The sequence below is a fragment of the Sphingomonas sp. BL-S-29 genome (assembly GCF_055521495.1).
The window spans coordinates 3,302,194-3,316,018 of sequence record NZ_CM145482.1; the positions used below are offsets into that span (position 1 = coordinate 3,302,194).

A 13,825-nucleotide genomic window follows, 5' to 3' on the forward strand; every position below is an offset into this window, starting at 1 on the left:
GGGTTATTTGGGCGTTACGGCGCTGCGACGCACGCACCCACCACCGCGACCAGCGGGATCAGGGCGAGAAAGATCGGAACGACGGATTTCATGGCCTGTTTCGTTTCGTGTTCGTGGAACTTGAAAGGAAAAATGCGCACGGGCGCCAAAGGTTTCAACAGGATGAACGGGAATATTTTTACGACGAAGCGGAACTTTCCAGCGGCGAACTGAATCGTCGAATGCTTCATTCGCCGGGCGAGATTCCGTAACGCATTGAGATCCGTCACGATGATGCGATGGATGCGGGGCGCGTGCGAAATGGGAATTGGTCGGACAGTCGCATCGCTTGGCCTGGGGTGGCTCGCCCTTGTCGCGGCTGACCGGCCCCCGTCGCTCGAGGCGGCGGTGCTCGACGAACTAAACTATGTCCGCGCCAATCCGCAGCGATATGCCGACGAACTGCGCGACTATCGCGCGCTGTTCGACGGGCGCGTGGTGCGCTTGCCGGGCGATCCGGTCGGCGAGGTGACGCGCGAGGGCATCTATGCGGTGAACGAGGCCATCGCCTTTCTCGACCGGCAAAAGCCCCTGCCCCCGCTCGAACGTGGCGAGTTGCTCGAGCGTGCCGCGCGCGACTTCGCCGAGGAACAGGGCGAGACCGGCCGCAACGGGCATCGTTCAGCCAATGGCGCCATGCCGGGCGACCGGGTGAAGCGCCGTGGCGGCGACATCTTCGTCAGCGAGACCATTTCCTACCGCTATGACGAGCACCACGCCGTGGTCCGCCAGCTCGTCATCGACGACGGCGTGCCCGGCCGCGGCCACCGCGCCCTGATATTCGCGACGGGCAACCGCTTCGCGGGCGTCGGCTGCGGGGCGCATCCGACGGTGCGCTACCTGTGCGTGATCGATTATAGTGCCACCGCCAATGGCGGGCCGCAGCTGCCGACCTTCGTCGCCTCCGGCCACTAAGCGCACAGCCTACAGGTCTTCCTGGCGATCGGGCCGTTCCCGCTCGAACCAATAACCCTTCTTGCCAAGCGTTTCTGCGAGGGCTTCTTGCCTATCCAGCGCCTGCGCATGGGGCAGGAGGTCGAAGTGATGGGCGGAGAAGGCGCCCTCGAAGTCGATATCCCGCTCATGGAGGGGAAAATAGCAACCATCCAGATAGACCACGATCTCACCGAGGCGCAGCGGCTCCATCGCATCGGCCATCCATTGCGCCAGTCCCTCTAACTCGTCCGCTGGAAGATCGTAACCACGCCGCCGGAAGTCCGCGCCGACTATCTCGTCATAAGTGCGGTCGACATCCACGACCTCGGCAAACACGAACGCCTTCCCGCAATCCATGCAGCAGATCAGCCAGCCGCAGCCGCACCAGGGGCAATCGAGTTGCGACGGGCCCGCGGCCAACGGCTTCTCGCAGGTGCAGAAGGACAGGACGTCGTTGTTCGCCTTGGCCAGATATTTGGTCACGGCTTTAGATCAGTCCAGCCTTCGCCAGCCCCGCATCGACCGCCCGCTGGCTCGCCTCGCCCGGCCAGGTCATCGGCAGGCGCAGCGCCTGCGGGAAGCCCGGGCGCACGCGGCTCAGCGCGTATTTGACCGGCCCGGGCGACGCGTCGGTGAACAGCGACACGTGCAGCTGGAACAGGCGATCCTGGTAATCGAGCGCCTTGGCATACTCGCCGGCCTGGCACGCCGCCTGGAAGTCGGCGCACAGCTTCGGCGCGACATTCGCGGTTACCGAGATGCAGCCCCTGCCCCCGGTCGCGTTGAACGCCAGCGCCATGTCGTCGTTGCCCGAGATCTGGCAGAAATCGGGGCCGCAGGCATCGCGCTGCGCGGAGACGCGCTGGATGATGCCCGTCGCGTCCTTGACGCCGACCACGCTGGGAAAGGCCTTTGCGATACGCCCCATCGTCTCGACCGCGATGTCGGTAACGGTGCGGCCCGGCACATTGTACAATATGATCGGCAGGTTGCAGCTGTTGGCCACGGCCTCGAAATGCCGGAAGATGCCCTCCTGGTTGGGGCGGTTGTAATAAGGCGGGACCATCAGCGCCGCATCGGCGCCCGCGTCCTTCGCGGCCTTGATGTTCTGGATCGCGACGCGCGTGTCGTTGGAACCCGCGCCGGCGATCACCGGCACCCGCCCCGCCGCCTGCTCGACGCAGACCCGCACGGCATGGAAATGCTCCTCGGCCGAGAGAGTCGCGGCCTCGCCGGTGGTGCCACATGGCACCAGGGCGGCCGATCCTTGCTCGATCTGCCAGTCGATGAAATCGCGATACGCACTCTCGGCGAAGGCGCCGTCTTCCTCGAACGGCGTGACGAGCGCCGGGATCGATCCCGAAAACATGGTTGATCTGCTCCTGGGCGGCGGTGATTCCGTCGCATTTTCGTAATTTGTTCAGCGACAAATAAGGTCCGCTGCCATATCCTGTCCACATGATACCGTCATTGATCAAGTCGGGATTGCTGTTCGCCGGTGTTTCGGGCCTGGCGATGACCTCCGGGGCAGCGCAGGATCAACTCGGCTGGGGCCGCGCCCAGCAGGTGCTGGAGGGATCGGCCGCCGCCAATAGCGCGCTCTCCGCCACGATCACTGAATGGAAATCGCTGCAGGACAGTTCGAGCTATCCGTTCGACACCTATGCGCGCTTCCTGCTCGCCCATCCCGGCTGGCCCGGCGAGATGGCGATGCGGCGCAGCGCGGAGAATGCGCTGTCCGCCGGCACATGGTCGCCGGGCACCGCCGTTACCTATTTCCGCCGCTATGCGCCGCTCACCGGCGCGGGCCGGACTCGCTTCGCCGAGGCGCTGGCTGCGACCGGGGCGCGCCAAGAAGCGACCCTTGCCGCCAAAAAGGCCTGGGTATCCGGATCGCTCTCCGCGCTGGACGAGGCCAAGCTGATCGGCGGCTTTTCCGGCGCCCTGACCCCGGCCGATCATGACGCCCGCATGGACATGCTGCTCTGGCAGGGTTCGATCCCGTCGGCGCAGCGCCAGCTGGCGCTGGTCAGCCCGTCGAAGCGCCCGCTGTTCGAAGCCCGGCTCGCCCTTCGCACCAACGCGGCCAATGCCGCGGATCTCGCCGCCGATGTCAGCGGCATGGGCGCGGGCGACCCCGGCTATCTGGCCGACCGCGCCGCTTGGTTCCGCAACAACAACGCCTCGCCCAGCGCGCGCAGCCTGCTCGCCCGACGCCCGGCGCTCACTGCGCGCCCGGGGAGCCCGGAAAAATGGTTCGAGGCGCTGCTGACCAACGCGCGTGGCGCCGCGGCCGATGCGCAATATTCCACGGCGTTCGACATCGCGCGCCAGCTCGACGACGCCTATCCGGCCGGCACCGACATCAGCGAACAGCCTTATGGCGAGCGCGACGACTATACGAGCCTCGCCTGGCTCGCCGGCCAGACCGCGATGAGCCAGCTCGGGCGGCCCGCCGACGCGATCGGCATGTTCACCCGCTATGCCGGTGCCTCGAAGACCCCGACCACTCAGTCGAAGGGTTTCTACTGGGCCGGGCGGGCAGCGGAAGCGGCCGGCCGCCGCCAGGAAGCCAATGGCTATTATGCACGCGCGGCGGGTTTTCGCGACCTGTTCTACGGCCAGCTGGCGACCGAGCGGCTCGGCCTGGCGCTGACGCCGCCGGGCAGTCCGTTGATGAAGCCGGTGGATCCGCAGGTCCGCGCGGCCTTTTACGGCCGCGAGACGGTGCGCGCGGCGCAATATCTCGGCTCGGTGGGCTCGTGGCAGGATCAGACCGCCTTTGTCCGCCAGATCGCGATCGACGCCAAGACCGACAGCGATCATGTCCTGGCGAGCGAGCTGTCGCGGACCCTGGGCCGCCCCGATCTCGGCGTGATGGTGGGCCGCAGCGCCCTGCAGAACGGCCTCAGCGAATATAGCACGCTGGGCTTCCCCAATGTGCGCGTACCGGCCTCCAGCCAGGACAGCTGGACGATCATCCACGCCATCGCGCGGCAGGAAAGCCAGTTCGATCGCGCGGCGGTCAGCCATGCCGGCGCGCGCGGGCTGATGCAGCTCATGCCCGGCACCGCGCGCGAGACGGCGGGCAAGCTGGGCATGTCCTATGATCCGGGCTCGCTGACCAGCGACACCGACTACAACATCATGCTCGGCTCGAGCTATTTCGAGCGGATCTACCGGCTCTATGGCAGCTATCCGCTGGCGGTGGCGGCGTATAATGCCGGCCCGGGCAATGTGAACAAATGGCTGAGAGCGAACGGCGATCCGCGCACGCCCGGCGTCGACATGATCGACTGGATCGAGGCCATCCCGATCTACGAGACCAAGAATTACGTCCAGCGCGTGCTGGAAAATGCGGTCGTCTATGATCTGATGAATCCGTCGCGCTCGCGCAGCAGCGGGACGAAACGGATCAGCTGGTATCTCGGGAAAAGCACGCCGGGCTGAGCAGGTCCGTCGCCCCGGGCTTGTTCTGGGGTCCATCGTGCCGCACACCTATCGTTCCGCGCCTGCGGAACAGTGGATGCCGGAACAAGTCCGGCATGACGGAAGATCATGGACCGCCCCAACTACATCACCCCCGCCGGCTACAAGACGCTGAGCGCGGAATATACCGCATTGCTGAGCGACGAACGCCCCAGGCTGGTCGAGGTGATCTCCTGGGCGGCCGGCAATGGCGACCGCTCCGAGAACGGCGATTACATCTATGGCCGCAAACGCCTGCGCGAGATCGACCGGCGGCTCGGGTGGCTGGCCAGGCGGATGAAGGCAGCGGTGGTGATCGATCCCGCCGCCCAGCCCGACCACGCGCGCGTCTGGTTCGGCGCCACCGTCACCATTGCCGATGAGGACGATGTCGAACGCGTGCTCACCCTGGTGGGCGATGACGAGACCGACGCGGCGATTGGCCGGATCGGCTGGAATGCCCCCCTCGCCCGCGCCCTGCGCGGATCGGCGGTCGGCGATCTGCGCCGGGTAGCCCTGCCCGCGGGCGAGCGGGAATATGAGGTGATCGCCATCTCCTACCCGGCAACCTAGCGTTTCCGGCGGGCCGATTGACGCCACCCGCCCATCATGAAACGATCGGTCAACGAAACGACCCGAGAGGAACCGTCATGCCGATCCCCGCGACCTGGTCTTCCCAGCTTCTCAGCCTCCTGCGCATCGTTGCCGGGCTGGGTTTCCTCCAGCACGGCGTCTCGAAATTCTTCGGCATTCCGCCCTTCCCCATGCCGCTCAATCCATTGCTGACCACAGCCGGCGTGCTCGAACTGGTCGGCGGCACGCTGATCGTGATCGGGCTCTTCACCCGCCCCGTCGCGTTCGTCCTGTCCGGCATGTGTGCGGTCGCCTATTTCATGGCGCATCTCCCACAGGGCTTCTTCCCGGCCGCCAATGGCGGTGAACCGGCGATGCTCTATTGCTTCATCTTCCTCTACCTCGCAGCTGCCGGTGGCGGCGTGTGGAGCGCTGACGCGGCCCGCACCAGGGCGTGATCACCCCCTGGGGGGTGCGGGGCAAGCCCCGTTCCCGGCGAGCGCCTGTTCGAGCAGCGGCCTGACCTTGGCCGGCGGCAGATGCGCCATCTCGATCAACGGCATCGTCGTGCCGATCTTCTGCGCGAGCAGATAGCCGAGATAATAGCCGAAGCGTGGCGGGAACGGCCCCTTGCTCGGCCGGTTGAAGAAGAAGGGCGCGAAGTCCGCCTGCTCGGTGGCGTCGAACTTGGCGCGGGCCAGGCACATCGCCTCCCCGAGCCGGGGATTGACGGCGGCGGGCAGCGGTTCGGGGATGGTGAGCAGCAGCTGGCGCTCGCTCGCCCCCGGGTTCATCCGCGACGCGACATAGACCGCCATGCCTTCCTGCCATAACGAGCACCACAGCGCGTCGCAGTCGGGAAACCAGGTGGCGTGATAGAGATGGAACAGCTCGTGATCGAGGAACGGCGCGATCGTCGTCTCGTCATGGATCTTCGCAATGACGTCGGCGCCGAACACCATCACGTTCCGCCCGTTGATGGTCCGCGATCCGCCATCCATCTGGCCGAGCGAATGGACCAGATAGACCGGCATGTTGAGCTTGTAGTCGGGAAAGGTCTTGCGGAAGCGGGTCTGGCCGGTCGTGAACGCCTGAGCGAAGGCATCGGACGCGGCCGTGTATTTCACGCGGATGGTGGGAAATCCGGCCAACGCCGCCGCGACGCTGGCGTCATATTGCGCCTCGGTCCGCCCATTGGGTTGGTAGAAGCCCGGGAACAGGGTGTTGAAGCGGGTGCGGAACAACCGGACGCGTTCCGCTTCCGGCATCGCCGCTGTCTCGTCGACAAACGCGGCGAAGGCGGCGGTATGAGAGGTGAAGTCCGCGGACGCCGCTACCGGCGCCGCTTTCTCTTGCGGCATCGCGGGTGTCGCGCTGGCCTGCACCGCCAGCGCAGCCGCCATCATCGTCGCAAGGACCACGCTATTCCAGCCCCGCGCAATCGCCGCCGAGGCGCGTGGCAAAACCCGGCGCCCGGGTACCGAGTTCGGCTCCGTCGGCCTTGGCGATGAGATAGGTGACGCGCCGGTCTGGGCCGGTGCCCGCATCGACCGTCCACGCCGCGACCTTGCCGCCCGGCGTCTCGACGGTCTCGCTGCCCGTCACACGCAGCGTGAACGTCCCGAAGCCCTTGTCATATTGATAGAAGGGCAGCGTGTACGCACCACCGTCCCCGAGCGGCAGCGCACCGAAGGTCACGCCCCAGAGATTGCCCTCCCAGACCGGTTCCGGCGCGGCCAGATCGACGGGCACCGCGACATCCTTGTCCATCCGCGATCCGGTGATCCGGCCATCGGCATAGCGCAGCCGGACATGCTCCTTGCCGAGCTTGCGGCTGTCGAAGGCGATCGGCCGCAGATCCTTGCGCGCCAGCACGAAGTGATCGCGCAGATCGAAGGCGCCGTTGGCGACTCGCTGATGGACGACGATGTCCCATGCCGGCTGCCCCGCCACCTCGGTCTGGCGAATGCTCTGCCATGTCGCGCCGATCACCGACGCGCCCGCCGGCGTCTCGCGCACGATCGCGTAACAGGCAGTGCCGGCCTTCAGCCTGTCGCCGTCAGGGAGCGCGGCGACTGTCAGCAACATCGCTACTATCATTCCTGGGTTTCCTTTGCGATCAGGCCGTATTGTTCGCGCAATACACCACGTACGCCTATTCGCAAAGCGGCGGGGATCGTCTCAGAAGCCAGCGCTAACCATCTCGAAAATCAGTCATCTCACGCCGAAATCTGCTGGAATCGCGGCGAATGAGGGCGTGCCGGGCTATTGGCCGGATCGGGCGCTGTTAGGGTTTGCGCTGGCCGGGCGGGGGTCGCACGGTCGTGTAAAGCGAGAAACGACAAATGAGCGCGACACAGAGAATGATCGTGAGCGGGAAGGTTCAGGGCGTTGGGTATCGCAACTGGACGATCTGGACGGCGAATGCACTGGGCGTGACCGGCTGGGTGCGCAACGTCCAGGACGGCCGGGTCGAGATCATGGCATCGGGCGAGGACACGGCGCTGAATGCTCTGGTCGAGGCGTGCCGCCAGGGGCCGCAACTCGCCCGCGTCGACGATGTCGAGGTTCAGGCGGTTGGGGAAATCCATCTCAAGGGCTTCAACAAGCGCCTCGGCATCCAGGCATAGCGGAGCGGGTCAGCCCTCGGCGATATCCTCGTTCCACAGCGCCGGATGCTCGGCGATGAAACGTGCCATCAGGTCGATGCAGCGGGGATCGTCCACCACCTCCACGCGCACGCCGCGCTCGCGCAGGAAATCCTCATTGCCGCCGAAATTCCGGTTCTCGGCGATCACGACATGGGGAATGCCGAACTGCACGATCGTGCCCGCGCACATCATGCATGGGCTGAGCGAGGTATAGAGGATGGTGTCGCGATAATGCGGCCGGCGGCCGGCATTGCGCAGGCAGTCCATCTCGCCATGCGCGATCGGGTCGCCCTGCTGGACTCGCCGGTTATAGCCTTCGCCGATGATCCGCCCGTCGCTGACCAGCACCGATCCGATCGGCAGCCCGCCTTCTGACAGGCCCTGTGCCGCAAGATCGAAGCAGCGGGTGACGAAGGGGGCATGGAGATCGCTCATCGGCGCAGGCTATCGCTCTCAACGCGTCCGGTCGAGAGCGATGAACGGGCTATCTTGGAACTGCGAGGATCGCCGCGACATCGTCCAGATGCGCCAGCTGGTCGCCATTGTACCGTTGGTCGCTACTAACGTCCACAATTGCCCATGAAGGCGCAGGCAGGCCCCTCAGCGCGGCGTCATCCGCCAACTCGATCTCGGCCAGCTCCAGCCCCTCCAGAACGCCCTCGAACAGGTCGATGCCGAACGTCCCGTGCGGCGTTATCACTGGATAGCGCCGCTTGCTCAGGATCCTGGCAGGCAGCGAGACGAACACGTCATATTCGGCCTCGCTCAGATAGGCCGTCACGATCGGCCGCGCGAGAGGGTCGGCAGACTCGTATTTCTTGGTCAGCTTGTGCACGACCTGTCCGGTCGCGCTGTCGGACATCCGGCGCAATCGCAGCCGTGTGTCCGTGACATAACGATCCTCGATCCGGACGAACGGCAAGCCGCCCAGTTCAGGCCGGCTTGCGCGATCGACGAGGAAGCGGCGCTCCCGTTCGATATGCGCGTATTTCGGCGAGCGAGCTTCGTCGCCGCCGCCGCGCATTACCGCGTCAGCTTCTTGTACGCCAGGCGCGTCGGCCGGTCGGCCGCGTCGCCCAGGCGGCGGCGCTTGTCCGCCTCGTAGCTCTCGAAATTGCCCTCGAACCACTCGACATGGCTGTCGCCCTCGAAGGCGAGGATGTGGGTCGCGAGGCGATCGAGGAAGAAGCGGTCATGGCTGATCACCACGGCGCAGCCGGCGAAGCTCTCCAGCGCCTCTTCGAGCGCGCGCAGCGTCTCGACGTCGAGATCGTTGGTCGGTTCGTCGAGCAGCAGGACGTTACCGCCCTCCTTCAGCATCTTGGCGAGATGGACGCGGTTGCGCTCACCGCCGGATAGCTGGCCGACCTTCTTCTGCTGGTCCTGGCCCTTGAAGTTGAACGCGCCGACATAGGCCCGCGTGCCCAGCTCCTGCTTGCCGAAGCGGAACACCTCGAGCTTGTCCGAAATCTCTTCCCAGACATTCTTGTTGGGGTCGAGATCGTCGCGGCTCTGGTCGACATAGCCGAGCTTGACCGTCTGGCCGACCTCGATCGTACCGCCATCGGGCTGCTCTTGCCCGGTGATCAGCTTGAACAGCGTGGACTTGCCCGCGCCGTTCGGCCCGATCACGCCGACGATGCCGCCCGGCGGCAGCACGAAATCGAGATTCTCGAACAGCAATTTGTCGCCATACGCCTTGGTCAGGCCCTTGGCTTCGATCACCTTGCCGCCAAGCCGTTCGGGCAGCTGGATCAGGATCTGCGCCTTGCCGACTGAGCGGTTTTCCTGCTTCTCCATCAGCTCGTCGAACGCACGGATACGCGCCTTGGACTTGGTCTGACGGGCCTTGGGGGTCTGGCGCATCCAGGCGAGCTCGTCGGCGATCGCCTTGGCCTTGCCCTGCTCCTCGCGCTCTTCCTGCTCGAGCCGCTTCACCTTCTTTTCGAGATAGCCCGAATAGTTGCTCTCATAGGTGTAGTAGCGGCCGCGATCGAGCTCGAGCACCCAGTTGACCACGTTATCGAGGAAATAGCGGTCATGGGTCACCAGGATGACGTTGCCGGTATATTCCTTGAGGTAATTCTCCAGCCACTGGACGCTTTCCGCGTCGAGATGGTTGGTCGGCTCGTCGAGCAGCAGGATATCCGGCTTTTCGAGCAGCAGCTTGCACAAGGCGACACGGCGCTTCTCGCCGCCCGACAAATTGGTGACCGGGCTGTCGCCAGGCGGGCAACGCAGGGCCTCCATGGCCTGCTCCAGCTGGCTGTCGAGCGCCCAGCCATCGGCTGCGTCGATCTTCTCCTGAAGCTCGCCCATCTCGGCCATCAGCGCATCGAAATCGGTGTCGTCCTTGGGGTCGCCCATCTCGGCGCTGATCGCGTTGAAGCGCTCGACCATCGTCGCGACGGGCCCGGCGCCCAGCTTGACGTTCTCCAGCACCGTCTTGGTCGGGTCGAGTTGCGGCTCCTGCGGCAGATAACCGACCTTGATACCTTCAGCGGCCCAGGCCTCGCCCGTGTAGTCGGAATCGATCCCGCCCATGATCTTCATGAGCGTCGACTTGCCCGACCCGTTGGGGCCGATGATCGCGATCTTCGCGTCACCAAGGAACTGGAGGTGGATATTGTTGAGCACCGGCTTGGCGGCACCCGGGAAGGTCTTGGTCAGACCCTTCATCACATAGCTGTACTGCACGGCCATCGCCGATTGGCTCCGTCTTCTGAATGCGGGGAATTTCGCTGGCGCATGTAGTGATTGCGAGGGCGATTGGCAAACCGGATCACCATCAAAAATCCGCTGGCGCGCCGCTTGTGGAAACACCGGCCTTGCTTCTAAGCGACGAAGCAACGGCCCTGCGGCTTTTCAGGGCGAACGGAGGACCCGATCGTGCGTAATCTCTCCCTTTTTGCAGCCCTTGCCGCCTCCGCCCTCGCTTTCCCGGCCATGGCGCAACAGGTCCCGCTCGATCCGGCCATCGGGAAACTGCGCGACGCGGCGCTGAAGGACGAGGTCGCCTGGGACATCGTCGAGGGCCTGACCACCGAGATCGGGCCGCGCCCGGATGGATCGCCGCAACAGGCCAGGGCACGCGATTGGGGCGCGGCCAAGCTCAGGAGCCTCGGCTTCAAGAACGTCCGTATCGAGACCTATCAGCTCGATACCTGGGTGCGCGGGCTGGAGAGCGCCGAGGTGGTTTCGCCCTTCCCGCAGCCGCTGCGCCTCACCGCGCTCGGCAATTCGGGCGCCACGCCGCCCGAGGGCCTGACCCTGCCGATCATGTTCTTCCCCAGCATCGACGATCTGCGCGCGGCCCCGGACGGCAGCCTGAAAGGCAAGATCGCCTTTGTCTCCAACACCATGCAGCGCACCATGGACGGCTCCAGCTATGGCAGCCAGGGCGCGGCACGGCGCCAGGGACCGAACATCGCCGCGAAAAAGGGGGCGAGCGCGATCGTCATCCGGTCGATCGGCACCGATCACGGCCGCGGGCCGCATGCCGGCGTCACCAATTTCGAAGCCGGCGTCGCGCCGATCCCCGCCGCTGCCCTGTCGGTGGCGGATGCGGCGAATCTCGAACGCATGGTCAAGCGCGGCAAGCCCGTCACGCTCCATCTGCTGCTCACGCCGAAGCGGTTCGGCATGCGCGAGTCCGGCAACGTCATCGCCGAAGTGCCGGGCACCGATCCAAATGCCGGAATCGTCCTGATCGGCGGCCATCTCGACAGCTGGGATCTCGGCACCGGCGCGATCGACGATGCCTCGGGCGTCGGCATCACCACGGCAGCGGCGAAGATGCTGCTGGATTCGGGCAACCGCCCGCGCCGCACGATCCGCGTCGTCTGGTTCGGCGACGAGGAAACCGGCGGCTTCGGCGGCGAGGCCTATGCCAAGGCGCATGCCGGCGAACGCCATGCGATCGCGACCGAATCCGATTTCGGCGCTGACGGGGTCTGGCGGTTCGAGACCAACCTGCCCGACGGCGCGAAACCGGTCGCTGACCGGCTGGCGGCGGCGCTAACTCCGATCGGCGTGATCCGCGGCCAGGGTGTCGCCAATGGCGGCACCGACGTCGAGCCAGTGCTGGCGACGGGCGTTGCCGGGATCGACCTCAACCAGGATGGCTTGCGCTATTTCGACTATCATCACACGCCCGAGGACACGCTGGACGTGATCGATATCGAGCAACTCCGCCAGAATGTGGCCGCATGGACCGCGATGCTTGCCGTGGTTGCGAACGCGCCAGAGGAGATTGGTCCGGTTCCAGGCAAGAAATGACGGAAAACCGTGATCGAAGCTTTCTGCCAGATGAATTGCGATTGACGCACCTGCAACGTCCGCTATGAAAAGCGGCTCGTGGTAGCAATCGGGCTGGCCGCGAAGTTTTGCTATGCTTGGGAGCATCCGCATGAAGAAGATCGCCTTTGTTCTCGCCGCCGCCGGCCTGATGTCGCTCGCCGCCTGCACGAAGCCCACTCCTGCCGAGAACAACGCGGAAGCAGTGGCCGACAACCTGGACGCAGCTGCCGACAATCTTGACGCGATCGCCGACAACACGTCGAACGCTGTTGCTGCCGACGTTCTCGAGAACGCCGCCGACAACCTGCACGACGCTGCTGACAACGTCACGGCGAACGTAAAGTAATCGGCTCGGCCGGGCTTCGGCCCGGTCAGTTGTTTCGAGAGGGCGTCCCTTCGGGGGCGCCCTTTTCGTTTGCGGCCTCTCGGCGACGCCAGTCCGGCGCATTCGCCGCTTTGCGGCGCCGTTCGGCAATGGGAAACAGCACGCCGAGACGTCCGGCAGCGAGTCCATGCGAGACCCTGTGTCAGGATTGAATCATGGCCGGGGCGGAACTCCAGCACCTCGCGGCCGGGAGATATGGGACACCAGCATGTCCCATATCTCCTGTCCCCTCCGCGATGAAGGATATGGAATAATATCTTTTTATATCAAAATATTATGAAAGGTTCTTCGAGCTCTTTCGAGCGCTGAGCGACTGCCCCCTCACTCGCGTTGCACGGCCTAAAGGGTTGATGACACTTTCCACAGATCGATCCCGCCCTCTCCCGCATATTGATCGATCTCGCGCAATTCGGCCTCGTCGAATCCAAGCCGATTGACCGCATCGAGCGAATCATCGAGCTGTTGCACCGTCCGCGCCCCGACCAGCGCCGAGGTGACGCGCGGATCGCGCAGCACCCAGGCGATCGCCATCTGCGCCAATGTCTGGCCGCGCCGTTCGGCGATCGCGTTCAGGGCACGGATTCGCCCGAGATTGTCGTCCGACAACATGCGCTGGCCGAGCGACCCGGCCTTGCTCGCGCGCGCGTCCGCGGGGACGCCGCCGAGATATTTGTTGCTCAGCATGCCTTGCGCGAGCGGCGAAAAGGCGATGCAGCCGGTGCCCAGTTCTTCGAGCGTGTCGAGCAGCCCGTTCTCCACCCAGCGATTGAGCATCGAATAGCTCGGCTGATGAATCAACAGCGGGACGCGCTCCTCGCGCAATATCGCGGCCGCCTTGCGCGTCAGCTCCGGCGAATAGGAGGAGATGCCGACATAGAGCGCCTTGCCCTGGCGATGGAGGTGGGCGAGCGCGCCCATCGTCTCCTCGAGCGGGGTCTTCGGGTCGACGCGGTGCGAATAGAAAATGTCGACATAATCGAGCCCCATGCGCTTGAGGCTCTGGTCGCAGCTTGCGATCAGATATTTGCGCGATCCGCCGACATCGCCATACGGCCCGGGCCACATGTCCCATCCGGCCTTGGAGGAAATGACGAGCTCGTCGCGATGCCCGGCGAAATCGGTGGCGAGCACCCGGCCGAAATTCTCCTCGGCCGATCCGTAAGGCGGGCCGTAATTATTCGCGAGATCGAAATGAGTGACGCCCCGGTCGAACGCGCGGCGCAGCATCGCCCTGCCCGTCTCGAACACGTCCTCGCCGCCGAAATTCTGCCACAGGCCAAGCGAGATCGCCGGCAGATCGAGCCCGCTCCGGCCACACCGGCGATAGGGCATGCGTCCGTCATAGCGGGCGGGATCGGCGGTATAGGGCGTGGGATAGGGCACCATGAACTCCTGTGGGTCGAATCGGGGCATTCAGCGCCGGGCGGCGCGGTCGCTATACCATCTCGCTCGCCGGTCGAACGCTGTTTGCGCG

The 13,825-nt window shown here is 65.2% G+C and carries 16 protein-coding genes; 7 read left to right on the forward strand and 9 right to left on the reverse strand.

The genetic code is table 11. The annotated features are described in order from the left end of the window. Window positions 1-14 precede the first annotated feature (14 nt). Entirely contained in the window at window positions 15-269 is a 255-nt protein-coding gene (locus ACZ1I2_RS15695; protein ID WP_465173215.1) for a hypothetical protein, read from the reverse strand. 31 nt (window positions 270-300) lie between these two features. On the opposite strand from ACZ1I2_RS15695, the gene ACZ1I2_RS15700 reads away from it, so the two are divergent. Further along, window positions 301-954 (forward strand): CAP domain-containing protein, encoded by a 654-nt coding sequence (locus ACZ1I2_RS15700; RefSeq protein ID WP_465176629.1) that lies wholly within the window; start codon window positions 301-303, stop codon window positions 952-954. Between the two features lie 9 nt (window positions 955-963). Here ACZ1I2_RS15700 and ACZ1I2_RS15705 read toward each other — a convergent pair whose 3' ends face one another. Both ACZ1I2_RS15705 and dapA read right to left on the reverse strand, forming a co-directional pair. After that, complete coding sequence (locus ACZ1I2_RS15705) at window positions 964-1,458, reverse strand: hypothetical protein (protein ID WP_465176628.1); 495 nt, start codon at window positions 1,456-1,458, stop codon at window positions 964-966. A gap of 4 nt (window positions 1,459-1,462) precedes the next feature. Then, on the reverse strand, window positions 1,463-2,344 hold the full coding sequence (gene dapA, locus ACZ1I2_RS15710) for a 4-hydroxy-tetrahydrodipicolinate synthase (RefSeq protein ID WP_465176627.1): 882 nt from the start codon (window positions 2,342-2,344) through the stop codon (window positions 1,463-1,465). A gap of 89 nt (window positions 2,345-2,433) precedes the next feature. Here dapA and ACZ1I2_RS15715 point away from each other — a divergent pair, with 89 nt between their 5' ends. The 3 genes from ACZ1I2_RS15715 to ACZ1I2_RS15725 all read left to right on the forward strand — a co-directional run bounded on the left by ACZ1I2_RS15715 (window position 2,434) and on the right by ACZ1I2_RS15725 (window position 5,474). Next, window positions 2,434-4,425, forward strand: coding sequence for a lytic transglycosylase domain-containing protein (locus tag ACZ1I2_RS15715; RefSeq protein WP_465176626.1), 1,992 nt, complete (start codon window positions 2,434-2,436; stop codon window positions 4,423-4,425). Between the two features lie 108 nt (window positions 4,426-4,533). After that, window positions 4,534-5,016 (forward strand): GreA/GreB family elongation factor, encoded by a 483-nt coding sequence (locus ACZ1I2_RS15720; RefSeq protein ID WP_465173211.1) that lies wholly within the window; start codon window positions 4,534-4,536, stop codon window positions 5,014-5,016. Between the two features lie 77 nt (window positions 5,017-5,093). Then, the gene (locus ACZ1I2_RS15725) at window positions 5,094-5,474 is read left to right on the forward strand and encodes a DoxX family protein (protein WP_465173210.1); all 381 of its coding nucleotides are present in this window, start codon (window positions 5,094-5,096) and stop codon (window positions 5,472-5,474) included. Here ACZ1I2_RS15725 and ACZ1I2_RS15730 read toward each other — a convergent pair whose 3' ends face one another. Both ACZ1I2_RS15730 and ACZ1I2_RS15735 read right to left on the reverse strand, forming a co-directional pair. After that, window positions 5,475-6,437, reverse strand: a complete 963-nt coding sequence (locus ACZ1I2_RS15730) for a hypothetical protein (protein WP_465176625.1) — start codon at window positions 6,435-6,437, stop codon at window positions 5,475-5,477. Between the two features lies 1 nt (window position 6,438). Continuing rightward, complete coding sequence (locus tag ACZ1I2_RS15735) at window positions 6,439-7,116, reverse strand: DUF3108 domain-containing protein (RefSeq protein WP_465176624.1); 678 nt, start codon at window positions 7,114-7,116, stop codon at window positions 6,439-6,441. Between the two features lie 263 nt (window positions 7,117-7,379). Between ACZ1I2_RS15735 and ACZ1I2_RS15740 the strand changes: the two genes are divergently transcribed. After that, on the forward strand, window positions 7,380-7,646 hold the full coding sequence (locus tag ACZ1I2_RS15740; RefSeq protein ID WP_465173207.1) for an acylphosphatase: 267 nt from the start codon (window positions 7,380-7,382) through the stop codon (window positions 7,644-7,646). 9 nt (window positions 7,647-7,655) lie between these two features. Here the strand turns inward: ACZ1I2_RS15740 and ACZ1I2_RS15745 are convergent, their stop codons facing one another. Genes ACZ1I2_RS15745 through ettA form a run of 3 tightly spaced genes read right to left on the reverse strand, consistent with a single transcriptional unit; the run spans window position 7,656 to window position 10,370 of the window. Continuing rightward, window positions 7,656-8,102, reverse strand: coding sequence for a nucleoside deaminase (locus ACZ1I2_RS15745; protein WP_465176623.1), 447 nt, complete (start codon window positions 8,100-8,102; stop codon window positions 7,656-7,658). 49 nt (window positions 8,103-8,151) lie between these two features. Continuing rightward, window positions 8,152-8,691, reverse strand: coding sequence for a CYTH domain-containing protein (locus ACZ1I2_RS15750; RefSeq protein WP_465176622.1), 540 nt, complete (start codon window positions 8,689-8,691; stop codon window positions 8,152-8,154). Further along, window positions 8,691-10,370: an energy-dependent translational throttle protein EttA gene (gene ettA / locus ACZ1I2_RS15755; RefSeq protein ID WP_465173204.1), complete on the reverse strand. Its 1,680-nt coding sequence runs from the start codon at window positions 10,368-10,370 to the stop codon at window positions 8,691-8,693. Before ettA ends, ACZ1I2_RS15750 begins: the two co-directional genes overlap by 1 nt. A 243-nt stretch (window positions 10,371-10,613) precedes the next feature. Between ettA and ACZ1I2_RS15760 the strand changes: the two genes are divergently transcribed. Both ACZ1I2_RS15760 and ACZ1I2_RS15765 read left to right on the forward strand, forming a co-directional pair. After that, a complete protein-coding gene (locus tag ACZ1I2_RS15760; RefSeq protein ID WP_465177130.1) occupies window positions 10,614-11,945 on the forward strand; it encodes a M20/M25/M40 family metallo-hydrolase in 1,332 nt (443 codons plus the stop codon). Between the two features lie 130 nt (window positions 11,946-12,075). Then, on the forward strand, window positions 12,076-12,312 hold the full coding sequence (locus tag ACZ1I2_RS15765) for a hypothetical protein (protein ID WP_465173203.1): 237 nt from the start codon (window positions 12,076-12,078) through the stop codon (window positions 12,310-12,312). Window positions 12,313-12,690: 378 nt separating this feature from the next. Here the strand turns inward: ACZ1I2_RS15765 and mgrA are convergent, their stop codons facing one another. Further along, complete coding sequence (mgrA, locus tag ACZ1I2_RS15770; RefSeq protein WP_465177129.1) at window positions 12,691-13,734, reverse strand: L-glyceraldehyde 3-phosphate reductase; 1,044 nt, start codon at window positions 13,732-13,734, stop codon at window positions 12,691-12,693. Window positions 13,735-13,825: the final 91 nt, after the last annotated feature.